The sequence below is a fragment of the Brevundimonas sp. D3-1P genome (assembly GCF_055809335.1).
Window position 1 is genome coordinate 3,141,942 of record NZ_CM147908.1, and the last position, 23,370, is coordinate 3,165,311.

25 protein-coding genes are annotated in these 23,370 nt (G+C 68.4%); 10 read left to right on the top strand and 15 right to left on the bottom strand.

The annotated features are described in order from the left end of the window. Position 1: 1 nt before the first annotated feature. From AC0L6G_RS15880 to purL, 3 genes are all read right to left on the bottom strand, one after another. Complete coding sequence (locus AC0L6G_RS15880; RefSeq protein WP_293825719.1) at positions 2–1,096, bottom strand: glycosyltransferase family 4 protein; 1,095 nt, start codon at positions 1,094–1,096, stop codon at positions 2–4. A 67-nt stretch (positions 1,097–1,163) separates the two neighbouring features. Beyond that, complete coding sequence (locus AC0L6G_RS15885) at positions 1,164–2,561, bottom strand: cytochrome P450 (RefSeq protein ID WP_293825717.1); 1,398 nt, start codon at positions 2,559–2,561, stop codon at positions 1,164–1,166. Positions 2,562–2,669: 108 nt separating this feature from the next. Further along, positions 2,670–4,898, bottom strand: coding sequence for a phosphoribosylformylglycinamidine synthase subunit PurL (purL, locus tag AC0L6G_RS15890; protein WP_293825715.1), 2,229 nt, complete (start codon positions 4,896–4,898; stop codon positions 2,670–2,672). 110 nt (positions 4,899–5,008) lie between these two features. Between purL and AC0L6G_RS15895 the strand changes: the two genes are divergently transcribed. Both AC0L6G_RS15895 and AC0L6G_RS15900 read left to right on the top strand, forming a co-directional pair. Further along, a complete protein-coding gene (locus AC0L6G_RS15895; RefSeq protein WP_291537198.1) occupies positions 5,009–5,149 on the top strand; it encodes a hypothetical protein in 141 nt (46 codons plus the stop codon). Then, positions 5,146–5,394: a Tat pathway signal protein gene (locus AC0L6G_RS15900; protein ID WP_293825713.1), complete on the top strand. Its 249-nt coding sequence runs from the start codon at positions 5,146–5,148 to the stop codon at positions 5,392–5,394. Before AC0L6G_RS15895 ends, AC0L6G_RS15900 begins: the two co-directional genes overlap by 4 nt. Before the next feature lie 4 nt (positions 5,395–5,398). On the opposite strand, the gene AC0L6G_RS15905 is transcribed toward AC0L6G_RS15900, so the two are convergent. Continuing rightward, complete coding sequence (locus tag AC0L6G_RS15905; protein ID WP_291537196.1) at positions 5,399–6,190, bottom strand: hypothetical protein; 792 nt, start codon at positions 6,188–6,190, stop codon at positions 5,399–5,401. A gap of 121 nt (positions 6,191–6,311) precedes the next feature. Between AC0L6G_RS15905 and AC0L6G_RS15910 the strand changes: the two genes are divergently transcribed. Together AC0L6G_RS15910 and AC0L6G_RS15915 are read left to right on the top strand one after the other, a co-directional pair. Continuing rightward, on the top strand, positions 6,312–6,707 hold the full coding sequence (locus AC0L6G_RS15910) for a hypothetical protein (protein ID WP_473252618.1): 396 nt from the start codon (positions 6,312–6,314) through the stop codon (positions 6,705–6,707). A 66-nt stretch (positions 6,708–6,773) separates the two neighbouring features. Continuing rightward, a complete protein-coding gene (locus AC0L6G_RS15915; RefSeq protein WP_291537194.1) occupies positions 6,774–7,007 on the top strand; it encodes a hypothetical protein in 234 nt (77 codons plus the stop codon). Here AC0L6G_RS15915 and purQ read toward each other — a convergent pair whose 3' ends face one another. The 3 genes from purQ to AC0L6G_RS15930 form a co-directional block, all read right to left on the bottom strand. After that, a complete protein-coding gene (gene purQ / locus AC0L6G_RS15920; RefSeq protein ID WP_293825710.1) occupies positions 7,008–7,670 on the bottom strand; it encodes a phosphoribosylformylglycinamidine synthase subunit PurQ in 663 nt (220 codons plus the stop codon). A 91-nt stretch (positions 7,671–7,761) separates the two neighbouring features. Continuing rightward, positions 7,762–8,970 carry an MFS transporter gene (locus AC0L6G_RS15925; RefSeq protein ID WP_293825709.1) on the bottom strand — a complete coding sequence of 403 codons (1,209 nt, stop codon included), beginning with the start codon at positions 8,968–8,970 and terminating at the stop codon, positions 7,762–7,764. Between the two features lie 52 nt (positions 8,971–9,022). Further along, positions 9,023–9,502 carry a YbhB/YbcL family Raf kinase inhibitor-like protein gene (locus tag AC0L6G_RS15930; protein ID WP_293825708.1) on the bottom strand — a complete coding sequence of 160 codons (480 nt, stop codon included), beginning with the start codon at positions 9,500–9,502 and terminating at the stop codon, positions 9,023–9,025. Positions 9,503–9,610: 108 nt separating this feature from the next. Here AC0L6G_RS15930 and AC0L6G_RS15935 point away from each other — a divergent pair, with 108 nt between their 5' ends. Next, the gene (locus AC0L6G_RS15935) at positions 9,611–10,780 is read left to right on the top strand and encodes a class I SAM-dependent methyltransferase (RefSeq protein WP_473252619.1); all 1,170 of its coding nucleotides are present in this window, start codon (positions 9,611–9,613) and stop codon (positions 10,778–10,780) included. A 25-nt stretch (positions 10,781–10,805) separates the two neighbouring features. Here AC0L6G_RS15935 and purS read toward each other — a convergent pair whose 3' ends face one another. Both purS and purC read right to left on the bottom strand, forming a co-directional pair. Continuing rightward, entirely contained in the window at positions 10,806–11,057 is a 252-nt protein-coding gene (gene purS, locus AC0L6G_RS15940; RefSeq protein ID WP_291540024.1) for a phosphoribosylformylglycinamidine synthase subunit PurS, read from the bottom strand. Then, entirely contained in the window at positions 11,057–11,815 is a 759-nt protein-coding gene (gene purC / locus AC0L6G_RS15945) for a phosphoribosylaminoimidazolesuccinocarboxamide synthase (protein ID WP_293825706.1), read from the bottom strand. Before purC ends, purS begins: the two co-directional genes overlap by 1 nt. Before the next feature lie 290 nt (positions 11,816–12,105). Between purC and AC0L6G_RS15950 the strand changes: the two genes are divergently transcribed. Next, positions 12,106–12,429: a DUF1476 domain-containing protein gene (locus AC0L6G_RS15950; RefSeq protein WP_293825705.1), complete on the top strand. Its 324-nt coding sequence runs from the start codon at positions 12,106–12,108 to the stop codon at positions 12,427–12,429. Between the two features lie 246 nt (positions 12,430–12,675). Here the strand turns inward: AC0L6G_RS15950 and purU are convergent, their stop codons facing one another. From purU to purB, 4 genes are read right to left on the bottom strand one after another with little or no spacing between them, the layout of a single operon-like run. Beyond that, on the bottom strand, positions 12,676–13,518 hold the full coding sequence (gene purU / locus AC0L6G_RS15955; protein ID WP_293825704.1) for a formyltetrahydrofolate deformylase: 843 nt from the start codon (positions 13,516–13,518) through the stop codon (positions 12,676–12,678). Beyond that, positions 13,515–14,030, bottom strand: a complete 516-nt coding sequence (locus AC0L6G_RS15960; RefSeq protein WP_293825703.1) for a DNA-deoxyinosine glycosylase — start codon at positions 14,028–14,030, stop codon at positions 13,515–13,517. The genes purU and AC0L6G_RS15960 overlap by 4 nt, the downstream gene beginning before the upstream one ends. Before the next feature lie 6 nt (positions 14,031–14,036). Beyond that, positions 14,037–14,771, bottom strand: coding sequence for a 2OG-Fe(II) oxygenase (locus tag AC0L6G_RS15965; RefSeq protein ID WP_293825702.1), 735 nt, complete (start codon positions 14,769–14,771; stop codon positions 14,037–14,039). A 5-nt stretch (positions 14,772–14,776) separates the two neighbouring features. Then, positions 14,777–16,075, bottom strand: coding sequence for an adenylosuccinate lyase (gene purB / locus AC0L6G_RS15970; protein WP_293825701.1), 1,299 nt, complete (start codon positions 16,073–16,075; stop codon positions 14,777–14,779). A gap of 163 nt (positions 16,076–16,238) precedes the next feature. Here purB and AC0L6G_RS15975 point away from each other — a divergent pair, with 163 nt between their 5' ends. Together AC0L6G_RS15975 and AC0L6G_RS15980 are read left to right on the top strand one after the other, a co-directional pair. Further along, positions 16,239–16,559: a DMT family transporter gene (locus AC0L6G_RS15975; RefSeq protein ID WP_293825700.1), complete on the top strand. Its 321-nt coding sequence runs from the start codon at positions 16,239–16,241 to the stop codon at positions 16,557–16,559. 116 nt (positions 16,560–16,675) lie between these two features. Continuing rightward, complete coding sequence (locus tag AC0L6G_RS15980) at positions 16,676–16,816, top strand: hypothetical protein (RefSeq protein WP_291540011.1); 141 nt, start codon at positions 16,676–16,678, stop codon at positions 16,814–16,816. Between the two features lie 2 nt (positions 16,817–16,818). Here AC0L6G_RS15980 and AC0L6G_RS15985 read toward each other — a convergent pair whose 3' ends face one another. Both AC0L6G_RS15985 and AC0L6G_RS15990 read right to left on the bottom strand, forming a co-directional pair. After that, a complete protein-coding gene (locus AC0L6G_RS15985) occupies positions 16,819–18,507 on the bottom strand; it encodes a lytic transglycosylase domain-containing protein (protein ID WP_293825699.1) in 1,689 nt (562 codons plus the stop codon). A gap of 92 nt (positions 18,508–18,599) precedes the next feature. Next, positions 18,600–19,412 (bottom strand): uracil-DNA glycosylase, encoded by an 813-nt coding sequence (locus AC0L6G_RS15990; protein ID WP_293825698.1) that lies wholly within the window; start codon positions 19,410–19,412, stop codon positions 18,600–18,602. A 195-nt stretch (positions 19,413–19,607) separates the two neighbouring features. Here AC0L6G_RS15990 and AC0L6G_RS15995 point away from each other — a divergent pair, with 195 nt between their 5' ends. Both AC0L6G_RS15995 and AC0L6G_RS16000 read left to right on the top strand, forming a co-directional pair. Continuing rightward, positions 19,608–21,263, top strand: coding sequence for an electron transfer flavoprotein-ubiquinone oxidoreductase (locus AC0L6G_RS15995; RefSeq protein WP_293825762.1), 1,656 nt, complete (start codon positions 19,608–19,610; stop codon positions 21,261–21,263). Positions 21,264–21,456: 193 nt separating this feature from the next. Beyond that, positions 21,457–23,367: a tetratricopeptide repeat protein gene (locus tag AC0L6G_RS16000; RefSeq protein ID WP_473252620.1), complete on the top strand. Its 1,911-nt coding sequence runs from the start codon at positions 21,457–21,459 to the stop codon at positions 23,365–23,367. Positions 23,368–23,370 lie beyond the last annotated feature (3 nt).

A 23,370-nucleotide genomic window follows, 5' to 3' on the forward strand; every position in this document is an offset into this window, starting at 1 on the left:
CTCAGGCGGCGATCCGGCGACGCTCGACCAGGGTGCGTCTGACGGCGTTCAGGTCGGCGGCGCGGCGCCGGGGCGTATGGGTCTCCAGCACATAGGCCTGGCCCGCGCGGGCCAGAGCCAGCCGTTCGGCGGGATCGCGGATCAGCCGATCCATCGCCGCCGCCAGCGTCTTTGGCGTCACCGCATCGACATAGAAGGCGTGGGGGCCGCTGGCTTCGCGCAGGCCCCCGCGACCGGACGAGATCAGGGCCGCGCCGGCGGCATGGGCCTCGATGGCCGTCAGGCCGAACGGTTCGTCCCAGACCGAAGGGGTCAGGGCGATGGCCGCCGACTGCATCCGCCGACGCACCTCGGCCAGAGGGGCGGATTTCAGCACCTCGACCCGGTCCCCGAAGCGCGCCAGCGGGGCGACGTGGCGCGCGGCCCACTGGGCGTGAGCGTCCCAGTCGTTCAGCATCAGGACCGCGCGCCAGTCGGCATGGGCGTCCAGAACGGCGGGCAGGGCGGTGCACAGGATGTCGACCCCCTTTTCCGGCATCGCCCGCCCCGCGAAGGCGATGACCGGCGGCCGGTTTTCGGGCGAGGCCAGCCAGGCCCCGGCGTCGATCGGATTGGGCACGGCGAAGGCGCGGTCGTCCATGTCGGGGAAGGTCCGCACGAAGGCGTCGCGCTCTGCCCGGCTGACGAAGACCAGACCGTCCATCCGCCGGTAGCGCGCCCGATAGCGCCAGGCGTCCAGCCTGTGACGCGGCGCCCGTAGCGCATTGTGGCGATAGAGCAGATGCGCGGCCTCGGGCAGGGCCTGCTGCACCGCCAGGGCCTGTTTGACCTGCTGGTGGTGTTCGATCACATCGGGACGAAAGGCGCGCAGCCGGGCGATCAGGGCCTCCATCCGCCCCCGCCCGCCAGGCAGGGCGTCGACGCCGCCGAGATTGTGATCGTCCGCCCCGCTGCAGCACAAGATGCGCGTTTCGACATCGGGATCGTCGCAGGTCGACTGGGCCGCGCCGGCCAGGGTGCGCACGACCGTCTCCATCGAATTGGGCTGGGCCTCGGAAAACCGGGAACCGGGGGGAAGCAGGATGGCGACGCGCAAGGGTGGAATCCGTTGAAAGACCGGCGTCCCTTATCGCCCATCCGGGACGGGACGGCGACCGCCTTCGTCAGTCCCGATGCGGCCCGCGCCGGGCCCGCAGCCTGAGGCGCATCGGCTCGCGACTGCGCAGGGTGATCTGGTGGACGGGGCGGGGCTCGGCCGTGGTCAGGGCCTCGACCTGGGCGACCCGCAGAATCGCGGCCAGGGCGATCATCGCCTCCTGAAGGGCGAAGGCGGCGCCGATGCAGACCCGCGGTCCAGCGCTGAAAGGGATATAGGCGTAGCGGTCGATGGACTTGCGGTTCTCGGGCAGGAACCGTTCCGGCCTGAAGGCGTCCGGGTCGTCCCATAGCCGCTTGTGACGCTGCAATATCCAGGGCGAGACGATCACCGTCGCGCCCGCGCCGATCTTCTGGCCGCCGATCTCGTCGTCCGCCAGGGCCTTGCGCGCCATGGTCGGGGCGGGCGGGAACAGGCGCATCGTCTCTTCCAGCACCGCGCGGGTCCAGGGCAGGCCCTCGGCCCATTTGGGATCGGAAACGTCGAAGGCGTCGGCCTCGGCTTGGAGCCGGGCCAGATATTCAGGCTGGCGCGACAGCAGATGCAGGGTCCAGCCCAGGGCGCGGGCCGTCGTCTCGTGGCCCGCCAGGATGAAGGTCAGGATGTTGGAGGCGACCTCCTCGTCCGACAGGCCGGGGCCGCCGTTCTCGTCCCTGGCCAGCAGCAGCGCGCTAAGCAAGTCGTCATGGACGGCGCCGCCGGCCTCGACATGGGCGCGTCGGGCTTCGACCAGTCGCGTGACGCGCTGCTCGAAGAAGCGGGCGGAGCGGAAACTGGCCAGCCGGCCCAGTCGCGGCGCCCAATCCGGCGCGCCCAGCACGTCCAGCGGATCGATTCGCGCGCCATTGGCCAGGAACTGGTTCAGCGCCCGTTCGAATCCGCGCGCCTCGCCGCCCAACTCGTCCGAGAACATGGTCGCCGACAGGATGTCGAAGGTCAGGCCCGACATTTCCGAATCCACATCCAGCACCCGCCCGCGCGCCGACAGCGCCCAGGCGGCGACGCGCGCGCGGCAGACTTCGGCCATGCGCGCGTTCAGCGTCGCCATCTTGGCCGGGGTGAACAGCGGCGCCAGGATGCGCCGGGCGCGGCGCCATTTGTCGCCCTCGGTCAGCAGCAGGCCCTCGGCCAGCATCGGCCCCAGCACCCGCTTCTGCAACTCGCCCTTCTCGTAGTTGGCGGCGTTATCGGTCAGGACGTGGCGCACGCCCTGCGGATGGCTGACCACCAGAACCTCGCCAAAGGCCGAATGGCCGTGAATCTGCGGCTCGGTGAAATGGCGCTCGGACCACATTCGGATCGGGTCGCGCCAGCTGATCCACAGGAAGGGCAGCAGCGACAGCGGTTCCCCCGCCCGGCGCGGCGGGATGGCGGGGCGAAAGACGGAAGCGTCGGCCAGTGTCATGTCCATGCCTTCAGTCAGGTCACAGACTTAAGGCGTCGGATAGGCGGAACAAGGGCCTGCGCGAGACGGACCTTGCGGCGCGGGGTCGCACAGGAATGGCGACGGGAACTAGGCCGCGTCGCCCAGCCAGCCCGGCATCCAGCCTTCGTGCCATTCGCGCAGATGGGCGACGGGGATGCTGAACAGGTCGCCCTTGTCGCCCTTGGAGGCGAAGGCGTCGCCGCCCGCGCGCCCGACGACCGAGGCGTGCAGACCGGCGTCGCGGGCCTGGGCGATCAAGGCGTCCGCATCGGTTACGGCGACCAGGTAACGGGCCTGGTCCTCTCCGAACAGGAAGATGTGGGCGTGGGTCTGGCTGGAGGCGTCCAAAGTCGCGCCGACGTCGGAGGCCAGCACCAGGTCTGCCGCCGCGCCGATCAGGCCGCCGTCGGACAGGTCGTGGACCACGGTCAACTCGCCCGCCTCGATCAGGCCGCGGACAAAATCGCCGGTCTTCTTTTCCAGCGCCAGGTCGACGGGCGGCGGGGCGCCGTCCTCGCGGCCCAGCACCTCGCGCAGATAGATCGACACGCCCAGTTCGCCGTGCGTCTGGCCGATCAGGACCAGGGCGTCGCCCTCGGCCATGCCGGAAAAGCCGGTCACGACGTCGTAGTTGGGCAAGAGGCCCACCGCGCCCACGGTCGGGGTGGGCGGAATGGCGACGCCGTTGGTCTCGTTATACAGCGACACATTCCCCGACACGACCGGGAAGTCCAGTTCGCGGCAGGCCTCGGCCATGCCGTCGATGGCGCGGACGATCTGGCCCATGATCTCGGGCCGCTGCGGATTGCCGAAGTTCAGATTGTCGGTGATGGCGATGGGGCGCGAACCCACGGCGGTCAGGTTGCGCCAGGCCTCGGCCACCGCCTGTTTGCCGCCCTCATAGGGGTCGTTCTGGACGTAGCGCGGGGTGCAGTCGGACGTGACGGCCAGACCCTTGTCCGTGCCGTGGACGCGGACCACGCCGGCGTCGGCGCCGGTGGCCGAATCCTGCAGGGTGTCGGCCATGACGTGGCGGTCGTACTGCTCCCAGATCCAGCGCTTGGAGGCCATGTCGGGGCAGGCGACGACCTTCATCACCGCATCGGCCCAGTTGTCGGGCGCGGGAATGTCGGCGGGGTTCAGCTTGGGCTGAAGTTCCGGCTGGACCCAGGGGCGGTCGTACAGGGGCGCGTCGTCGAACAGGGGGGCGAGCGGCACGTCGCAGACGGTCTCGCCATGGTGTTTCAGCACCAGACGGCCGGTGTCGGTGGTCACGCCGATGACGGCGGCGTCCAGGCCCCATTTCTGGAAGATGCGATAACCGTCGTCCTCGCGGCCGGGCTTCAGGACGGCCAGCATCCGCTCCTGCGACTCGGACAGCATCATCTCATAGGCGGTCATGCCCTCTTCGCGCTGGGGCACGGCGTCCATGTTCAGTTCGATGCCGACGCCGCCCTTGCCGGCCATTTCGACCGAGGACGAGGTCAGGCCGGCCGCGCCCATGTCCTGGATGGCTGCGACGGCGCCCGAGGCCATCAGCTCCAGCGTGGCCTCGATCAGCAGCTTTTCGGCGAAGGGGTCGCCGACCTGAACGGTGGGGCGCTTGCTTTCGGATTCGTCGTCGAACTCGGCCGAGGACATGGTCGCGCCGTGGATGCCGTCGCGGCCGGTCTTGGAGCCGAAATAGACCACCGACAGGCCCGCCGACGGCGCGGCCGAATAGAAGATGCTGTCCGCCTTGGCCAGGCCCACGCACATGGCGTTGACCAGGATGTTGCCGTTGTAGCCGGCGTGGAAGTTGGTCTCGCCCGCCACGGTCGGCACGCCGACGCAGTTGCCGTAGCCGCCGATGCCCGAGACGACGCCCTTGACCAGGCGCTTGGTCTTCTCGTGCGACGGATCGCCGAAGCGCAGGGCGTTCAGCAGGGCCACGGGCCGCGCGCCCATGGTGAAGACGTCGCGCATGATGCCGCCCACGCCCGTCGCCGCCCCCTGATAGGGTTCGATGTAGGAGGGGTGGTTGTGGCTCTCCATCTTGAAGATGCAGGCGTCGCCGTCGTCGATGTCGATCACGCCCGCGTTCTCGCCCGGTCCGCAGATGACCCGATCGCCGGTCGTGGGGAACTTGCCCAGGTGGATCTTGGAGGACTTGTAGGAGCAGTGCTCGGACCACATGACCGAGAAGACGCCCAGTTCGACATGGTTCGGGTCACGCCCCAGCCGGTCCAGGACCACCTGATATTCGTTCGGGGCCAGGCCATATTCGGCGGCCAGGTCGGCCATCGATTTTTGGGGGGTCGTCTGCGGAGCGCTCATGGGCGGCGCTTCTAGCCGCAGACGGGCCGAATGTCAGCCCGCCCGGCGCAAGATCGGGGAACATCAACGATCGCAGGCGGTTGATTCCAGCGATACTCACAGGAGCCGACATGACCGACACGCCCACCGACCCCGCCGCCACGCCCCAGGACGACGACCTGCCCGAGATCGCCGCAGACGACGCCGGCGCCTCCGCCCTGGCCGAAGCGGCTCAGAAAAAGGCGCAGGACGAAGAGGAGGAGCCGCAATGAGCCAGCCCCGCACCGACCGCATCGTCCCGGCCGGGGGCCAGCAGATGGACCGCTCGAACGACCCGGAAACGACCGCCGAGCTGGACGCCGAGGCGCCGGAAGCGGCGCTCGCCAGCCGTCAGCGTCTGACAGGTTCGGCCGTCGGCGTCGGCAGCGTCGATTTCGACAGCGCCGGCGCCTTCGACGTGGGGGCGGGCGATCACGAACCCCGGGACGACGCCATCGTCGCCCCGTCCAAGCCCTGAACGATCAGCGCTCGACGCCGGGGCGCAGGCGGAAGCTGAGCAGCACCCCGGCGATCAGCAGGACGACCGCCCCGCCCAGGGCGGTGAAGGCGACGGCCGGCTTTTCCGCCTGTTCCGCCACGAAGGCGCCCAGAAGGCCCCAGGCCGCCGGAAGGGGATAGGCCAGGGTGCGCAGGCTGGCGGTGACGCCCAGCGCCACGACCGTCACAGCCACGATGGCGACGATGGCCCACAGGCTGGGAGACAGCGCGGCGGGCAGGGCGTCGAAGGCGGTCAGGGTGGTGATCAGGTTTAGCGGCGCCGCCACCGTCAGCCAGCCCGCCAAGGCCGCCAAGGGCCACACCAGCAGCATGCGCTCGCGGTCCAGGCGGGGCAGGGCGCGAATGGTCCCCGACACGGTCAACAACGGGATCAGCAGCGCCAACAGCGAGGCGAAGATCACCGCCACGCTGGCGGCCTTCAGGTTCATCGCCGCGACGACGATCCAGAAGCCGACGCCGAAGAAGGCGACCGCCGAGGGCAGGCCCATTCGCGTCAACAGAGGGCTTTCTCCGGTCTGCGGCAAGGCCTGGCGCACCGCATAGGCCAGGACGCCTGCATAGATCAGCCCCCAGATCGAAAAGGCGTAACCGGCGACGCGCAGGGTGCTGTTTCCGTCTGCGGCGAACTCGGCCTGGCTCAGGCCCAGGCCCGACAGGTTCTGGACCACGGGCGTGACGACGGCGAAGACGGCGGCGGCCAGCACCACCAGACGGCGGGTGCGCTGGCGGGGCGTGGGGCGGATGATGGAGGACATTCTATTTCCAATGCGGGGCGCGTGTCCGGCCCATACGCGCCGGAAGGTCAGAGGTTCACCCGATGCGCATGAAAAGTGAAGCTTGCATTCGGACGGGTCGGCGGGGTCTGTTGCGACGATGATGCCGCCGCGCCGTTCGCCTGTCTCGATCTTCGCCCTGGCGGCGATGGGCGTCGCGGCGTTTCCGGCCGCCGCCCAGGTGCAGCCGTCCATCCCGGCGACGACCCTGCCGCCGGGGGCGCAGGACGCCTGGGGACAGGTGCGCGCCGCCCTGACGCCGGCGCAACAGGCCAACGCCGTGCGGCGATTCCTCTCGGCCTTGGCGGCGTCCGAGGGACGGCCGACCCTGCCGCCGGCGGATGCGCGCGACATCGCGTCCGGCCGCGCCGTGTCCCTGGACGATCCGGCCCTGTCGCAGCGGCCGCAGGCGCATGAGATCACCATCACGGTCGGCGGCCAGTTCCTGGTCTTCCGTCCCCTGTCGCGCGCCAGCGTGGAACCCCTGTTCGGGCCCTAGGGCCTGACAGGAACCCAAAGGGCGGACAGGCGGTTGTTCTGGCGAACCACAGACGAGGATGTTCCCATGGCCGATCCCGACAACGAAGACCTGGACCTGAACGACGAGGTCGAGGCCAATCTGGCCATCGAACAGGGCCTGGGCGTCGGCGCCCGCGAACTGGCCGCCCAACGCGATCCCGGCGGCGTGATCACGGCGGACGAGGAGCCGGAGCTCGAGAACGGCGCGTCCGTCGAGGCCGGCGATACGGATCAGCTTGACGAGAATCTCGGCGTCCAGGGCGTCGACGACGCCGACTGATCAGGCCGCCGCGTAGATGCTCTGGAATAGGACCGCGCCGTCCGCCGAGCCCAGTTCGGCCTCGAAGGCGCGGTCGGGGTGGGGCATCATGCCCAGGACGTTGCCGCGCGCGTTCTGGATGCCGGCGATGGCGTTGACCGAGCCGTTGGGATTGTCGACGTAGCGGAAGACGACTTGGCCCTCGCCCTCGATCCGGGCCAGGGTCTCGGCGTCGGCGAAGAAGTTTCCGTCGCCGTTGCCCTGGGTCATCGTCACCTCGCGCTGGCCCTGATAGCCGGCGGTGAAGCGGGTCTGGCCGTTGGCCACGGTCAGGGCGATGGGCTTGCAGACGTATTTCAAACCCTGGTTGCGCAGAAGGGCGCCAGGCAGCATCCCCGCCTCGCACAGGATCTGGAAGCCGTTGCAGATGCCGACCACGGCGACGCCGTCGTCGGCGGCCTTCCTGACCGCCTGCATCACCGGCGACTGCGCCGCCATGGCCCCGCAGCGCAGATAGTCGCCATAGGAAAAGCCGCCGGGAATGACGATCAGATCCAGGTCGGACGGCAGGTCGGTCTCGGCGTGCCAGACCATCTTCACCGGTTCACCGGTGGAGCGTTCGACGGCGACCTTGCAGTCGCGGTCGCAGTTGGAACCGGGGAAGACGATGACGGCTGCGCTCATGGCGCGGGCCTCTAGCACCGTTTTCGGCAAATGTCAGTGCGCGGCGTCGCGAACACCCAGACGCCTCCGTGCATAGGGCCTGGCGAAACGCTCAGGTCGAGGCCGTCTCGGGTCGCCGCCCCGTCAGCCAGGCGACCAGGAAGATCGCGAACCCGCCCAGCGACAGTCCAACGCCGACCCAGGCGGTCGAGGTCCAGCCGTGGCCGGCCGCGATGGCCATGCCGCCCAGCAGGGGGCCGATGGCGTTGGCGGTGTTGAAGGCCGAGTGGTTCAGAGCGGCGGCCAGGGTCTGGGCGTCGCCGGCCACGTCCATCAGCCGCGTCTGCAGGATCGAGCCCAGGCCGCCGCCGCCGCCGATCAGGAAGACCACGATCAGCACGGACCATAGATGGGGCGCGGCGATCGGATAGAGGGTCAGGGCGGCCGCGCTCCACAGCAGCAGGCCGCCCGCCGCCTTGAACCCCCCGCGGTCGGCGGCCCAGGCCCCCAGGAGATTGCCCAGGAACATCCCCACGCCGAAGACGGCGAAGACCCAGGGCATGACATCCGCGTTCGCGCCCGTCACGGCCCGCAGCGTCGAGGCCAGATAGGCGTAGACCGCGAACATTCCGCCGAAGCCGACGGCTCCCACGCCCAGGGTCAGCCAGACCTGGGGCCGCTTAAGGGCGCCCAGCTCACGCAAGGGGCTGGCGTCGGAATGCGCGGGGTCGCGCGGGGCGAACAGGGCGACCAGCGCCATGGTGATGACAGCCAGCAGCCCGACGATGGCGAAGGTCCAGCGCCAGCCGTAGGCGTGGCTGATGATGTTGACCGCCGGCACGCCCAGCACCGTGCCGACCGTCAGCCCCATGAGGATGGTTGAGACGGCGCGGGTGCGGAAATGCAGCGGGACGACGGAAGCCGCCACCAGCGCCGCCACGCCGAAATAGGCGCCGTGGGGCAGGCCGCTGAGGAATCGGAACACCAGCATCCAACCATAGGTGGGCGCCAGAGCGCTGAGGACGTTGCCGACGGCGAACAGGGCCATGAAGCCGATCAGCAGCAGCCAGCGCGGCAGCCGGGCGCCCAGCACCGCCAGGATCGGCGCCCCGACCACGACCCCGGCCGCATAGGCGCTGATGACATGGGCGGCGGTCGGCGCGTCGACGCCCAGGCCCGCGGCGAAGTCGGGCAGGATGCTCATCGCCGCGAACTCGGTCACGCCGATGGCGAAGCCGCCCGTCGCCAGCGCCAGAAGGACCAGGGCGACCGCTCCTGGGGAAAGCGTGTGCGGAGCGGTGTCGAGCGTGGCGTCAGTCATGTTGCGGCGCAACATAGGGGCGCTTCACGACCTCACAAGGGCGGATGGGCGATCAGCCCCGGTTTTCGTAGGTCGCGGTGATCGACGCCTTGGCCAGGGTGTGGAAATGGAGGTTGAAGCCGAACACCGCGCCGGAATCGTCGGCCGTGACGTCCAGCCTGTCCACGTCCACGGCGAAGACGGTGAAGATGTAGCGGTGCGGCCCATGGCCGGGCGGCGGGGCGGCGCCGCCGAATAGGGCCTGGCCATAATCGGTGCGACCCTGCACCGCGCCGTGCGGCAGAGCGCCGCCCGGCGAGCCGGCGCCGGTGGGCAGTTCGGTCACGTCGGCGGGAATATTGGCCACGGTCCAGTGCCAGAAGCCCGAACCGGTCGGGGCGTCGGGATCGTAGCAGGTGACGGCGTAGCTTTTAGCACCCTCTGGCGCGCCGGACCAGGCCAGCTGGGGCGAGATGTCGCCCTTGGCGTGGACCTGGGCGTCCGGCAGCACGCCGCCGTCCTCGATGTCGGTGGAGGTCAGGGTGAAGGTCATGCGATCTCTCCAATTCGTGAGGCGATGATCTAACGACGCGGCCCCGCGCCTGTTGCGTCGCAGCGATCATTCACTAGCTTGGAGTATGGTCAAGCCATGGAGGGGCGGATGCTGCAATCCCTCATCGCCAGAACGTTCCGAACCCGGTCTATCGCCGTGCGATTGCCGGGCGGCAGGACGATCCGCGGCGGACCGGGCGCGCCCGAACTGACCATCGTCGTCGAAGACATGAAGACGGCGATGGCCATCGCCCTGAACCCGGAACTCAGGCTGGGCGAGGCGTTCATGGACGGCACGTTCCGGGTCGAGGACGGGACCATCTACGACTTCCTGGAACTGACGGCGTCCGAACTGGCCCGGACGCGCCGCCCCCTGAAGCCCGGCTGGCGCATCCACCGGGCGTGGGAGCAGGCCAACGACCGCGCCCACGCCCGCTCAAACGTGCATCATCATTACGATCTGACGGTGGATTTCTATCGACTGTTCCTTGACGAGGATCTTCAGTATTCGTGCGCCTTCTTCGAGCGGCCGGACGCCAGCCTGGAAGAGGCACAGGCGGCCAAGAAGCGCCGCCTGATCGACAAACTGCTTCTGTCGCCGGGACAGACGGCGCTGGACATCGGCTGCGGCTGGGGCGGGCTGGGCCTGTCGATGGCCGAACGGGGCGCGACGGTCACGGGCGTCACCCTGTCGACGGAACAGCATCGGACAGCGAACGAACGGGCGGCCGCGCGGGGGCTGGCGGACCGGGCCACGTTCCGGCTTCAGGACTATCGCGACCTGCGGGAACCGTTCGACCGCATCGTTTCGGTCGGCATGTTCGAACACGTCGGCCAGCCCAACTACCAGGAATATTTCGATACGGTGGCGCGGCTGCTGAGCGATGACGGCGTGGCGGTGATCCACTCGATCGGCCGCAAGGGTCCGCCTAGCCGCACCCAGCCCTGGGTGAGGAAATACATCTTCCCGGGCGGCTATATTCCATCCCTGTCGGAGGTGCTGCCGGCCATCGAGCGGGCGGGCCTGTGGGTCACGGACATGGAGGTGCTGCGCCTGCATTACGCCGAGACGCTGCGGCATTGGCGCGAGCGGTTTCTGGCGCGGCGGGACGAGGCCCTGGCCCTATATGACGAGCGGTTCTGCCGGATGTGGGAGTTCTATCTGGCCGCCAGCGAGGTGGCCTTCCGCGAACTGGGCCACATGGTCTTCCAGCTTCAGCTCGCCAAGACGCCGGACGCGGTCCCTCTGTCGCGGGATTATCTGTACGCCGGACGCTGACGCAAGCGGCTGCCTGGCCCGACGGCTAGGCGGCCTCGATGCGGTAGCCTTCGATCACCGTGTTGGCGAGCAGTTGCTCGCACATCTTCCTGGCCTCGGCTTGCGGGTCTTCGACGCCGGCCAGGTCGAATTCGATCAGCTTGCCGACGCGGGCGTTGGACACGCCGGGCCAGCCCAGGCCCTGCAGGGCGCCTTCGACGGCCTTGCCCTGGACGTCCAGGACGCCGGGCTTGAGGAAGACGTGCACTTTAACCTTGCTTGAAGCGGTGGGGGCCATCAGTGCAGACCCCCCTGGATCACGGTGGGCATGCCCTTCATGATGCCCAGGCGACGCGCGACCTCGGTATAGCTTTCGATGACATTGCCCAGGTCGCGGCGGAAGCGGTCCTTGTCCAGCTTCTCGCCGGTCGACGCGTCCCAGAGGCGGCAGCTGTCGGGGCTGATCTCGTCGGCCAGCAGGACGCGGCTGAAATCGTTCTCCCAGATGCGACCGAACTCGATCTTGAAGTCGACCAGGGTGATGCCGACTGCGCCGAACATGCCCGACAGATAGTCGTTCACCCGCACCGTCATGGCCAGCATATCGTCCAGCTCCTGGGTCGAGGCCCAGTTGAAGGCGGTGATATGCTCTTCCGTGACCATCGGGTCGTTCAACTCGTCCTTCTTGTAGTAGAATTCGATGATCGAGCGGGGCAGGGGCGTGCCTTCCTCGATGCCCAGGCGCTGGCTCATCGAGCCGGCGACGATGTTGCGGCAGACGACCTCCAGCGGAATGATCTCGACTTCTCGGATCAACTGCTCGCGCAGGTTCAGGCGCTTGATGAAGTGGTTGGTCACGCCGATGCCGTTCAGGCGCGACATGATGAATTCGCTGATCTGGTTGTTGACCACGCCCTTGCCTTCCAGCACCGCCTTCTTCTGGGCGTTGAAGGCGGTGGCGTCGTCCTTGAAATACTGGATCAGCGTGCCGGGCTCGGGTCCTTCGTACAGGATCTTGGCCTTGCCCTCGTAGATTTTCTTGCGCTTGCTGTTCATGGTCCGGTCCCGGCTTACGGGCGCCCTCCAGAAACAAAAATCGCGCGGCCATGAGTGGAAGGGCAAGACCCGGTCCTGGCGGCGCGTTTTGGAATCGTTCGGGCAGTCAATCTCGTTCGGCGTCTCCTTAGCCGAAGGCGGCCCGGGATACAAATGAGGATGGCGGATGGGCGCGAGGGCGGGCGACGGGCGCCCCTTCGGACCGGAGTCAGGTTGCGTTCATGGACGGGCGGGCTATAGACGGCCCCTGCCCCGACGTTAGCGGGGCGTACGGAGCTATGCTGAGCGAAATGACGACCTTCGACGATCGGGAAAAGGGCTACGAGGCCAAATACGCCCTCGATCAGGAGCAGGAGTTCAAGGCCATCGCCCGGCGCAACCGGATGCTGGGCCTGTGGGCGGCCGAAAAGATGGGCCTGTCGGCCGAGAGCGCCGATCAATACGCCGCGGCCGTCGTGCGCGCCGACTTCGAACAGCCGGGCGACGAGGATGTGTTCCGCAAGGTCGCCGGCGACTTCAAGGCCTCGGGTCTGTTGGTGTCGGAAGGCGAGATCCGCTCCAAGATCGACGAACTGGCTTCGATCGCCCGCGAAGGAATTCGCGCCGGGGAATAGACGGCGCGCCTTCGGGCCGATGCTGAAATTCGAAAGGGCCGCACCCGGGGGAAAGTGCGGCCCTTTCTTTTCGCCGGGGACGTTGGGGGATGTCTCACCCGGCTTACTGTGCGTCTCGCGCCCTTGCAGAACACGGGCGGCGGAATTTGGTTTCAGGCCGTTCCGCCCGAAAACCGATTATTTTTGCAGCGTGCCCGACGGCGTGTCCGAGAGGCCTTCGCCAAGAAGGCGCGCCGGCCAGCGAAGTCAGTCCTCGAACACGACCGTCTTCGCGCCATGCAGCAGGACGCGATCCTCCAGATGCCGACGAACGGCGCGGGCCAGCACGCGGCGTTCGATGTCGCGGCCCTTGCGGATCAGATCGTCGGGCGTGTCGCGATGGCTGATCCGCTCCACGTCCTGTTCGATGATCGGGCCTTCGTCCAGGTCTGGCGTGACATAGTGGGCCGTGGCGCCGATCACCTTCACGCCGCGCGCATGGGCCTGATGATAGGGCCGTGCGCCCTTGAAGCCCGGCAGGAAGGAATGGTGGATGTTTATGCAACGTCCCGCCAGCCTGCGGCTGAGGTCGTCGGACAGAATTTGCATGTAGCGGGCCAGGACGACCAGTTCTGTCTGCGTCTCCTCGATCAGGCGCAGCAGCTGAGCCTCCTGCGCCGGCTTGTCGGCGGCGCTGACGGGCAGGTGGTGGAAGGGCAGGTCGCCCAGGTCGACGTGGCCGATCATCTCGCGCGGATGGTTCGACACGACGGCCGTCACCTGCATCGGCAGCTCGTCGATGCGCCAGCGATACAGCAGGTCCGCCAGACAGTGGTCGAACCTGGACGTCAGGATCATCACCTTGCGCGGCGTCGGGCCTCGCATCGTCCAGTCCATGGCGAACCGTTCGGCCACGGGCGCGAAGGCGCGGCGGATCGCGTCCTCCACGTCGCCTGCGGCGGGTTCAAACACCACGCGCATGAAGAAGGTGGCGCTGGAGGCGTCGCCGAACTGCTGGGCGTCGGAAATATTGGCGCCGCGTTCCAGCAGGAAGGCGGAAACGGCCGCGACGATGCCGGGGCGGTCGGGGCAGGAAAGGGTCAGGATCATCGGTCGGCCGGCTGGTCGGGCAGGTGTTTCGCCAATATGGCCCAGCTTTCCGCCTTTGCCGACAGGGTTATGGCGTGGGCCGGGCTGGAGGACGGCAGGGTCATCAGTTCGACGCCGGCGATATCCGCCAGGATGCGCCGCCCCAGCTTCGCCGCCAGCCCGCCGTTGAAGGCGATGGCCCGCAGGGTCGGCAGCCGCTCGACCAGCCCGCGCAGATCGGCCGCCTCGGGGGATCGGATCGCCGCGTCCAGGCTGCCGGACCGCTCGGCCGATGCGATCACGTCCCACAGGCCGACGCCGCGCGCCTTCAGCCGCTCGAGCCGCCGCGCGTAAGGCAGGGCGGTCAGGTCTTCGCCCAGCACGCCGCCGACCAGCGGCCAGAAGGCGTTGCGCGGATGAGCGTAATACTGCGCCGCCTTCAACGACGCATCGCCGGGCAGGCTGCCGAGAATCAGCAGGCGGGTGGCCGCATCGAAGACGGGATCAAAGGCGGTATGGCGGGCGTTGCTCACCAATGGCTATTGGTCGGAACGGAACCAGCCAACCACGGACAGCCGGGCGCTCCGGGCGTAAGGGGCGACCGGTGCGACCGAGTGCAGGGTCGGGACCTTGAATACGGTCAGAGTGTTCCATCGGGGCATAAGGCCGCGGGTCACTTCTCCGGTATGGGCGTCGTGGAACAGCAACTGGCCGCCCCAATCGGACCGCCAGCGCGAGGTGAAGCCCAGCGTATAGGCGGCGACGCGTTGCATATTGTGTTCGCTATGATCGACGTGCAGGCCGATGAAGTCACCGGGACGGTAGAGCGTGGCTTGCGAGTCCGCCCAATGAATGGATGTGTCGCCCGTCAGGGTGCGTCCGAACTGGACGAAGTCCGGGCCCATCAGGAAGCCGGTCAACGAATGGATCGGGTGGCCCGGATACTGCCGGCCCACGTGGGCCGACACCATGCCGAAGGTGAAGTGAATGAAGCCGTAAGCCTCGCCTGATCGCTTGATCAATTCGTCGATCTGGGGGCGCAATTCCTGCGCCTTCTGGCCCTGGATATCCTGCACCGGAATTTTCACCGGCTTGCCGTTAGGACCGTAGAAGGTCATCGACCAAGGAATAGACGTCTCGAGGATATCGCCGATTTTACGGGCGACGTCATGCTCGAAGATGTCAGGAATCTGAACTACGCCGTCGCGGGCGTAGATGTCAGCGTGTTTCGCGACATCAATGGCGGGGTTCAGGCGCAGGATCGGGTCGCTCATGAGCGTCAATCTCCGAACACCCGCTTGAACACCACGTCCACGTTCTTGGTGTGGTAGCCCAGGTCGAACAGGGCCTCCAACTGGTCGTCGGGCAGGGTGACGCGGGCGTCGGCCTTGAGGAAGTCCAGGAAGGCGCCTTCGCCGCGCCAGACCTTCATGGCGTTCTCCTGGACCGCCGCATAGGCGTCCTCGCGCGAGACGCCGGCCTGGGTCAGGGCCAGCATGACCCGTTGCGAGTGAACCAGACCGCCCAGGCGGTCGATGTTCTTCTGCATGTTCTCGGGGTAGACGTTCAGCCGCTCGACCACATTGGCCAGACGATGCAGGGCGAAATCGAGGTGGATGGTGGCGTCCGGGCCGATGCCGCGCTCGACCGACGAGTGGCTGATGTCCCGCTCGTGCCACAGGGCGACGTTCTCCATCGCCGGGGTCACGGCCGAACGGACCAGCCGGGCCAGGCCGGTCAGGTTCTCTGTCAGGATGGGGTTGCGCTTGTGCGGCATGGCCGACGAGCCCTTCTGGCCCTTGTCGAAGAATTCCTCGGCTTCGAGGACCTCGGTGCGCTGCAGGTGGCGGATTTCGACGGCCAGGCGTTCGACCGACGATGCAACGACGCCCAGGGCGGCGAAGAAGGCGGCGTGGCGGTCGCGCGGGATCACCTGGGTCGAGACCGGCTCGACCTGCAGGCCCATCTTTTCGGCCACATAGGCTTCGACCGCCGGATCGACGTTGGCGAAGGTGCCGACGGCGCCGGAGATGGCGCAGGTGGCGATCTCTTCCCTGGCGGTGATCAGGCGGCGCTTGGCGCGCTGGAACTCGGCGTGATAGCCGGCCAGCTTCAGGCCGAAGGTGACGGGTTCGGCGTGGATGCCGTGCGAACGGCCTACGGTCGGGGTGTATTTATGCTCCTTGGCGCGGGTCTCCAGCGCGGCCAGAACCCGATCCACGCCTTCGATCAGCAGGTCCGACGACCGCGCCAGCTGAACCGCGAAACAGGTGTCCAGCACGTCCGACGAGGTCATGCCCTGGTGCAGGAAGCGGGCTTCCTCGCCGACGATCTCGGCGACGTGGGTCAGGAAGGCGATGACGTCGTGTTTGGTGGTGCGTTCGATTTCGTCGATCCGGTCCGCGTCGAAGGTCGCGTTCTCGCCCTTGGCCCAGATGGCGTCGGCCGCATCCCTGGGGATCACGCCCAGTTCGGCCATCTTGGTCGCGGCGTGGGCCTCGATCTCGAACCAGATCCTGTACTTGGTCTCTTGCGACCAGAGGGCGGCGGCGACGGGGCGGGAATAGCGCGTGATCATGGGCGGGTCGTGTCGGTCGGCCGGGCCCCGGAGTCAAGGTTCGCCGGGCGCCGGACTTGACTTCGCCCGCCCCTGTCCCAGATTAGGCGCGCTTTCAGGAGGACGACCTCCCCCACATGGGATCAACGCCGGGACGACCCGGCGCCATGCAGGGAGATATGTCATGGCCTGGGTGTTCCTTCTTTCCGCCGGCCTGCTCGAAGTGGTCTGGGCCTTTCTGATGAAGGCCTCGGCCGGGTTCACGCGACCGTGGCCGACGTTCGGCATGATCGTCTTCATGATCGGCTCGTTCGGCCTGCTGTCGATGGCGATGAAAACCCTGCCGCTGGGCACGGCCTACGCCATCTGGACCGGCATCGGGGCTGTGGGCGCCTTCGCGGTCGGGGCGGTCTTTCTGGGCGAGCCGCTGACGCCGCTGAGAATCGCGGGCGTTACCCTGGTGGCCTCGGGCCTGATCGTGCTCAAACTGGCGTCCAGCCACTGATCGCCTTTGCGGACCCAGGACGAAAATCTTAACGGCCCGAGAACCTTCTCGGCAGACGCCGCGTTAAGCGCACGCCGTTAGATCGGTACAGCTTCCTCCATTCGGACCCAAGGCAGATGACGCACCCGGCCGCGCCGACGATCCAAGCTCCGACGAAAGCCGCCGCGCCGCGCGGTCTGCATCCGGTCGTTGGCTATGGTCTGGCGGCGCTGATCGGGACGGCCTTCTGGGCCAGCCTGCTGGTCGCGATCTTCTGAAGCTACTGGCCGCCGCCCAGCGCGCCGGCCTGGGCGATCAAGACCGGCTCGGGCTGGGGCGGCGGGGCGACGTAATCGAGGGCGATGGGCGCGGCCTTGGCCCCGGACGCCAGAGCGTCCAGCGTCTTCAACGGGCCGCCGAACATCCGCTGATAAATCCAGTAGCTGGCCACGACCTTTTCGACATAGTCGCGCGCCTGGGGAACGTCGATCGTCTCGATCAGCAGCAGCGGATCGGCGTCCGGCCCCAGCTTTCTGACCGCCGCCAGCATCGGCCCCGGCCCGGCGTTGTAGGAGGCCACCGCACGCAGCAGATCGCCCTGGAAGGCGGGCAGGGCCAGCATCCGGCTGATATAGGCCTGGCCCAGACGGAGGTTCACCGCCGGGTCGAACAGGCGGGTCGGATTGCTGACGAAGCTGCGGTCGCCGCTCAGTTCCGCCGCCGTCGTCGGCATCACCTGCATAAGCCCATAGGCGCCGACGCTGGAGCGGGCAGTCGGGTTGAAGTCGGTTTCCTTGCGGGTCAGCGCATAGACCAGGGCCTTTTCGATGACGAAGCCGCCCTCGGGCGTCAGATCCGGCGTCGGATAGCGGGTCGCGTCGATGCGGCTGGCTTCGGCGGCGGTGTTGACCGGCATGATGGCGCGGGCCAGGGCGGTCCACATCCTGGCGGCGTCGCCGACGGCGGTGCGCAGGTTGGAACGCAGTTCGGTCTCGGCGTCGGCGCGGCGTCCGACCTCGTAGAAGGCGACGGTGCGTCTGGCGCGCGGATCGGCCTGGACGAAGGCTTCGAGCGCGGTCGGTTCGACGCTGGCGCTCTGGGGCGCATAGGCGGCGCGGCGCAGACGCGGCTCGGCCTCGTAGGGGCGCGGCCCCATGTTTTCGATCGCCGGTTCCTCGCCCAACTGACGCAGGGCGATCTGGCCGTAGAAGGTGGCGGGCCACTGCCCGGCCAGGTGCAGATATTCGTTTACCCGGTCCTGGCGGCCGGACTGCGAGGCCGCCCGCGCGGTCCAATAGGCGGCGCCGGCGCGCACCCAGGGGTCTTCGGTCGGATCGTTGGCCACCCGCTCGAAGGCGGCGAAGGATTCGTGGAACTGGCCCAGCCGCCATTCCGCCAGGCCGACGGTCCACCAGTCGCCGATCTGGCGCCCGATGGCCGAGGCGCCGGTCAGGTCGTCGTTGTTGTAGGCGACGCGCGCCGCCTTCATCGGATCTTCGGTCGATCCGCCCGAGACGGCGTCGACGACGCTGTTCCAGGTGCGGCCGATCAGGCCGCCGGGTCGCGCCGGCTCTGGCGCGCCGTCCGGGCGGCGACGCAGCGCCAGCGTATAGACCCGGTCGGCGCAGGGCAGGTCGGAATAGGTTTCCAGCCAGGCCGTCAGTTCTTCATAGGTGGCGACGTGGTCGGGATGGAACAGGCTCTCGAACTCGACCTGGCCCAGCAACACCCGATCCTGGGCCTGGCGGGCCGAGGCGCGGGCGGCCTCGATGTCGCCGCGCCGCAGGGCGTCGAAGGCGGTGGTGTAGGAAATCCGGTCGGCGGAGCTCAGGGCCACGGGGCGGGTGGAACCGGCGTTCATGTCGGCCGTTGAACCGGCATAGGGCGTCTCGGCCAAGGCTGCGCAAGACAGGGCGCAGACGGCGACGGTCAGCGTCGGCGCGAGGAACGCGCGGCGGAACAGGTGCATAGGCGGCGGCCCCCTCGTTGGCGACGGCCACCAGTCATATGGACAAAGGCGGCGCGTGTATGGCGATGGTCGTCAGCATCACAATGCCGCCGTTAGCCTTGTTCTTCAACCGAGTCCGTTTCAAGGCGAACAGCCATGGACAGCAGATCCGCCCAGACCTGGCGCTTGGCCTGGGGCTGGCGCAGCAAAAACGCCGGGTGCAGGGTCGGCATGACCGGAGCCGAAACGCCGCCTTCGGCCAGTCTCCACTCCCCCCAGCGGCCTCTCAACCTCATGATCCCCTCCTCGGCCTGCAGCACGCTCTTGGAAGCGGCGGCGCCCAGCAACAGCACGGCCCGGGGCTTAAGCAGGGCGAAGGCGCGTTCCACGAAGGGCGCGCAGACCGCCTGTTCCTGGGGCGTGGGGGTGCGGTTGCCGGGCGGGCGCCAGAAGACGGTGTTGGTGATGAAGACCCTATCGGTCAGACCCGCCGCCGCCAGCATCCGGTCCAGCAACTGGCCGGCCTTGCCGACGAAGGGCTGGCCGATCCGGTCCTCTTCAGCGCCGGGACCTTCGCCGATCACCATCACTGCGGCATTGGGATTGCCGCGGCCGAACACCGACTGGGTCGCGCCCATGCCGCGCAGGGGACAGCCCTCGAAGGCCGCGACGGCGGCGGCCAGGTCCTGGAGCGTCGCGGCGCCGGCGGCCAGCCGGCGCGCCTCCGCCACCGCATCCTCGGCTGCATGCCCGGCCAGCGGCGGAGCCACCGAGGCGGTCGCGCGCTGCACCGCCTTCAACGCCGGCGGCGGGGCTACATGGGTATGGTCGATCGGCGCATCGCCATAGCAGGCGTCCACCCCCGCATCCCGCCAGAAGGCGAGCAGGCTTTCGACTGCAGCGATGTCGTGGGGTTGCGCGTTCATGTCTCGGGCCACCGATAAGCCTTGACCGCCCCCGCGTCACCTTCCGATAAGCGGCATAACCACACAGATAACCGGGATTCAGGGGAAACCATGGCCGAAGACGCCATCGAAGGCGGCGCGGAAAACGCCCGTCAGGAAGCCATCATCGACAATCTGCCGCCGCTCGAGGCGCTGGAGGGCGTCGAGCGCGAGGTCATGGAGTACGACGTCGTGATCGTCGGCGGCGGCCCCGCCGGCCTGTCGGCCGCCATCCGACTGAAGCAACGCGCCGAAAAGGACGGCAAGGACATCAGCGTCGCCGTCCTGGAAAAGGCGGCCGAGGTCGGCGGCCATATCCTGTCGGGCGCCGTGATCGACCCGAAGGCGCTGAACGAACTGTTCCCCGACTGGAAGGAACGCGGCGCGCCGCTGGAGACGCCCGTGACCAAGGACAGGTTCCTGCTGCTGGGGCCGCAGGGGTCGGCGTCGCTGCCCATGCCGCTGCTGCCGCCCTTCATGCACAATCACGGCTGCTACATCGCCTCGCTGGGCAACGTCACGCGCTGGCTGGGCGAACAGGCCGAGGCCCTGGGCGTCGAGGTCTATCCCGGCATGGCCGCCAGCCATGTGGTCTGGGAAGAGGAGACGGGCCGGGTGAAGGGCGTCGTCGCCGGCGTCTTCGGCATCGACCGCGAAGGCAAGCCGACCGGCGACTTCCAGCCCGGCATCGAACTGCACGGCAAATACGTCTTCATCGCCGAGGGCGTGCGCGGCTCACTGGCCAAGACCATCATCGCCCGCCACAAGCTTCAGGACGCCAAGTCTCCCCAGAAATACGGCATCGGCCTGAAGGAGCTATGGCAGGTGCCGGCCGACAAGCACCAGCCCGGCCTGGCCCAGCACACGACCGGCTGGCCGCTGGACGAACACACCGGCGGCGGCAGCTTCCTGTATCACTTCGGCGACCGCTACGTGGCCGTCGGATACGTCGTCCACCTGAACTACAAGAATCCCTTCCTGTCGCCCTTCGACGAGTTCCAGCGGTTCAAGCATCACCCGGAGATCGCCAAACATCTGGAGGGCGGGACGCGCATTTCCTACGGCGCGCGGGCCATCACCGAGGGCGGGCTGCAGTCCATTCCGAAGCTCAGCTTCCCCGGCGGCGTCCTGATCGGCTGTTCGGCCGGTTTCGTGAACGTGCCCCGCATCAAGGGCAGCCATAATGCGATGAAGACCGGCATGCTCGCCGCCGACGCCGCCTATGAGGCGGTGCAGGCCGGGCGCGGCGGCGACGAACTGGTCGAATATCAGACGGCGTTCGAAAAGAGCTGGGTTTACAAGGAATTGTCGGTCGTCAGGAACGCCAAGCCTCTGCTGTCCAAATTCGGCACGACCCTGGGCGGGGTGTTCGGCATGTTCGACATGTGGTGCCGCACCTTGCTGGGCGGCTGGTCCCCGATCCCGACGCTGAAGCACGGCAAGACCGACGCCGCCTCGACCGAGCCGGCGGCGAACCACCAGCCGATCGCGTATCCCAAGCCGGACGGCAAGCTGTCGTTCGACAAGCTGTCGTCGGTCTTCATCTCCAACACCAACCACGCCGAGGACCAGCCCGCCCATCTGAAGCTGCTGGACCCGTCGATCCCGATCCGGGTCAACCTGCCCCAGTATGGCGAACCGGCCCGGCTTTATTGCCCGGCAGGCGTCTACGAGGTCGTCTATGGCGACGAGGCGGCCAAGGCCGATCCGCGCTTCGTCATCAACGCCCAGAACTGCGTCCACTGCAAAACCTGCGACATCAAGGACCCGTCGCAGAACATCGTCTGGACCACGCCCGAGGGCGGCGGCGGCCCGAACTATCCGAACATGTGATCTTTCCCTAGGAATTCCGCTCATCGCCGCGCAAGCGGGGACCCAGTTCTTTCACATCGTCTCCGCTTGGATCGTCGGCGTGAACTGAAACAAGAGATGGTGCGTCCAAAGCGCTGGGTCCCCGCTTGCGCGGGGATGAGCGGAGTATGGGATGGCTCTTGCTCCGTTCCGGAAAACCGTGAAGGGTCGGGGCATGATCGCCCCCCGTTCGCGCCTGTTCGCCGCTTCCCTGACCGTCCTCGCCCTGGCCGTGGCGGGCCAAGCCTTCGCGCAGGAGACCGCGCCCGCCGCCACGCCCGCTCCCACGCCGCAGACCCACCCGCCGGCCGTGATCCTGGAGCCGGGCCAGCCTATTCCCGGTCAGGCGCCGACGGCGACCCCGGAGGCGCCGCGCGAAGCGACGCCCGGCGCGGAGAGCGCGCCCGATCCGCACATCATCATCACCGACACGCCGGCGACGCCGCCCATCCCCGCCGTCTGGTCGCCGGTGCCCACGGACGCCGAGGGGCGCAGCGCCTATGGCCTGTATCTGGCGGGCAAACTGGCCCTGATGCAGGGGCAGGGGGGCAGCGGCGCGGACTATCTGGCCCAGGCCGAACGGCTGACGCCCGAGCAGCCCCGGGTGCGCGAACAGGCCTTCACCTCGGCGCTTCTCACCGGCGATCTGGACGTGGCGGCCGCGCTCGCGCCGACCGATGCGACCGCCTCTCCAGCCTTCGTGGAGGGCGGACGGCTGGTGCGGCTGGTTCAGGACTACGCCCACGGCGACGCCCGCGCCGCCAACGCCGCCCTGGCGGCCCAGCCGATCGGCGCGCCGCACGCCCGCGCGGGGCTTCAGGTCTCGCCCTGGATCGCGGCGGCCGCCGGCGACTGGTCCCGCGCGCTTCAGCCCGCGCCTGCGGCGGGCGATCCCCTGACCCTGGCCTTCGCCCGCATGAACCGGGCGGCCCTGCTGGAGCGCCGCCGCGACTACGCCCAGGCCGAGGCCGAACTGAAGGCGGCGGCCGACGCGCCCGGCATCGGCGCCCTGTTCAAACGGCCTTATGGCGAGTTTCTGGAACGGCGCGGTCGTCGCGACGACGCCATCGCCCTGTATGAAGCCGCCATGGCGGTCCAGCCCGCCGATCCGGGCGTGGCCCGCGCGCTGCAACGGCTGAAGGAGGGAGGGCGGCCCCCCGCCTTGCCCGATCTGCGCGAGGGCGCGTCCCAGGCCCTGGTCACGGCCGCCGCCCAAGCCTCGGCCGAGCGAGGCAACGAGTTCGCCGCCGTCTATCTGCGCCTCGCCCAGAACCTGTATCCCGAAGACGAGACCGAGTATCAGCTGGCCCAGGTTCTGGCCCGCGCCGGGCTGAAGAGCTCCGCCCGCGCGGCCCTGTCGCGGATCGGGGCCGAGACGCCGTCCCTGTACGCCGCCGCGCGCGCCCAGATGGCCGTCAGCCTGGAGGAGGAGGGCCAGTCCGAAGAGGCCTTGGCCGAACTGCGCCGCGCCGCCGCCGCCGCGCCCGACGACCCTCGCATCGCCCAGGTCCTGGTTGGCCAACTGATGCAGCTGAAGAAGCACGACGAGGCCTTGGCCCTGCTGGACGGCCCGGTTCTGAACACGGCGGATCAGGGGGCCGGCGTCCGCTTCCTGCGCGGCGCGGCCTATGAGGCCCTGGGCCGCGTGCCCGAGGCCGAGGCGGAGCTTTGGGCCGCCTTGCAGGCGGCGCCCAACGATCCCGACATGCTGAACTATCTGGGCTATCTGTGGGTGGACAAGGGTCTGCGCGTCCAGGAAGGCGCCGAAATGATCGCCCGCGCCCATGCCCTGGAGCCCGACAACGGCAACATCCAGGATTCGCTGGGGTGGGCCCAGTTCAAACAGGGCCAGTACGAAACCGCCGTCGTTACGCTGGAACAAGCCGTCGACAAGGAGCCGGCCAACGCCGAGATCAACGACCACCTGGGCGACGCCTATTGGAAGGTGGGCCGCCGGCGCGAGGCCGTCTGGCTGTGGAACCGCGTCCTGGTGCTGGACCCCGACGACGAACGCCGCGCCGCAGTCGAGCGCAAGATCACCGACGGGCTGGAGGCGGCTCCGGCCGCCAAGGGTGTGTCCCAATAGGTC

What these genes read in the sequence shown, in the direction of transcription:
- AC0L6G_RS15995 (WP_293825762.1), top strand. Translation starts at nt 19,608, where the DNA reads ATGGAGTACGACGTCGTGATCGTCGGCGGCGGCCCCGCCGGCCTGTCG.
- purS (WP_291540024.1), bottom strand. Translation starts at nt 11,057, where the DNA reads ATGGCCCCCACCGCTTCAAGCAAGGTTAAAGTGCACGTCTTCCTCAAG.
- AC0L6G_RS15950 (WP_293825705.1), top strand. Translation starts at nt 12,106, where the DNA reads ATGACGACCTTCGACGATCGGGAAAAGGGCTACGAGGCCAAATACGCC.
- AC0L6G_RS15980 (WP_291540011.1), top strand. Translation starts at nt 16,676, where the DNA reads ATGACGCACCCGGCCGCGCCGACGATCCAAGCTCCGACGAAAGCCGCC.
- AC0L6G_RS15990 (WP_293825698.1), bottom strand. Translation starts at nt 19,412, where the DNA reads ATGAACGCGCAACCCCACGACATCGCTGCAGTCGAAAGCCTGCTCGCC.
- AC0L6G_RS15925 (WP_293825709.1), bottom strand. Translation starts at nt 8,970, where the DNA reads ATGACTGACGCCACGCTCGACACCGCTCCGCACACGCTTTCCCCAGGA.
- AC0L6G_RS15965 (WP_293825702.1), bottom strand. Translation starts at nt 14,771, where the DNA reads ATGAGCGACCCGATCCTGCGCCTGAACCCCGCCATTGATGTCGCGAAA.
- purC (WP_293825706.1), bottom strand. Translation starts at nt 11,815, where the DNA reads ATGAACAGCAAGCGCAAGAAAATCTACGAGGGCAAGGCCAAGATCCTG.
- purQ (WP_293825710.1), bottom strand. Translation starts at nt 7,670, where the DNA reads ATGAGCGCAGCCGTCATCGTCTTCCCCGGTTCCAACTGCGACCGCGAC.
- AC0L6G_RS15905 (WP_291537196.1), bottom strand. Translation starts at nt 6,190, where the DNA reads ATGTCCTCCATCATCCGCCCCACGCCCCGCCAGCGCACCCGCCGTCTG.
- AC0L6G_RS15975 (WP_293825700.1), top strand. Translation starts at nt 16,239, where the DNA reads ATGGCCTGGGTGTTCCTTCTTTCCGCCGGCCTGCTCGAAGTGGTCTGG.
- purL (WP_293825715.1), bottom strand. Translation starts at nt 4,898, where the DNA reads ATGAGCGCTCCGCAGACGACCCCCCAAAAATCGATGGCCGACCTGGCC.
- AC0L6G_RS15895 (WP_291537198.1), top strand. Translation starts at nt 5,009, where the DNA reads ATGACCGACACGCCCACCGACCCCGCCGCCACGCCCCAGGACGACGAC.
- AC0L6G_RS15885 (WP_293825717.1), bottom strand. Translation starts at nt 2,561, where the DNA reads ATGACACTGGCCGACGCTTCCGTCTTTCGCCCCGCCATCCCGCCGCGC.
- AC0L6G_RS15935 (WP_473252619.1), top strand. Translation starts at nt 9,611, where the DNA reads ATGCTGCAATCCCTCATCGCCAGAACGTTCCGAACCCGGTCTATCGCC.
- AC0L6G_RS15985 (WP_293825699.1), bottom strand. Translation starts at nt 18,507, where the DNA reads ATGCACCTGTTCCGCCGCGCGTTCCTCGCGCCGACGCTGACCGTCGCC.
- AC0L6G_RS15900 (WP_293825713.1), top strand. Translation starts at nt 5,146, where the DNA reads ATGAGCCAGCCCCGCACCGACCGCATCGTCCCGGCCGGGGGCCAGCAG.
- AC0L6G_RS15915 (WP_291537194.1), top strand. Translation starts at nt 6,774, where the DNA reads ATGGCCGATCCCGACAACGAAGACCTGGACCTGAACGACGAGGTCGAG.
- AC0L6G_RS16000 (WP_473252620.1), top strand. Translation starts at nt 21,457, where the DNA reads ATGATCGCCCCCCGTTCGCGCCTGTTCGCCGCTTCCCTGACCGTCCTC.
- AC0L6G_RS15930 (WP_293825708.1), bottom strand. Translation starts at nt 9,502, where the DNA reads ATGACCTTCACCCTGACCTCCACCGACATCGAGGACGGCGGCGTGCTG.
- AC0L6G_RS15910 (WP_473252618.1), top strand. Translation starts at nt 6,312, where the DNA reads ATGCCGCCGCGCCGTTCGCCTGTCTCGATCTTCGCCCTGGCGGCGATG.
- purB (WP_293825701.1), bottom strand. Translation starts at nt 16,075, where the DNA reads ATGATCACGCGCTATTCCCGCCCCGTCGCCGCCGCCCTCTGGTCGCAA.
- purU (WP_293825704.1), bottom strand. Translation starts at nt 13,518, where the DNA reads ATGATCCTGACCCTTTCCTGCCCCGACCGCCCCGGCATCGTCGCGGCC.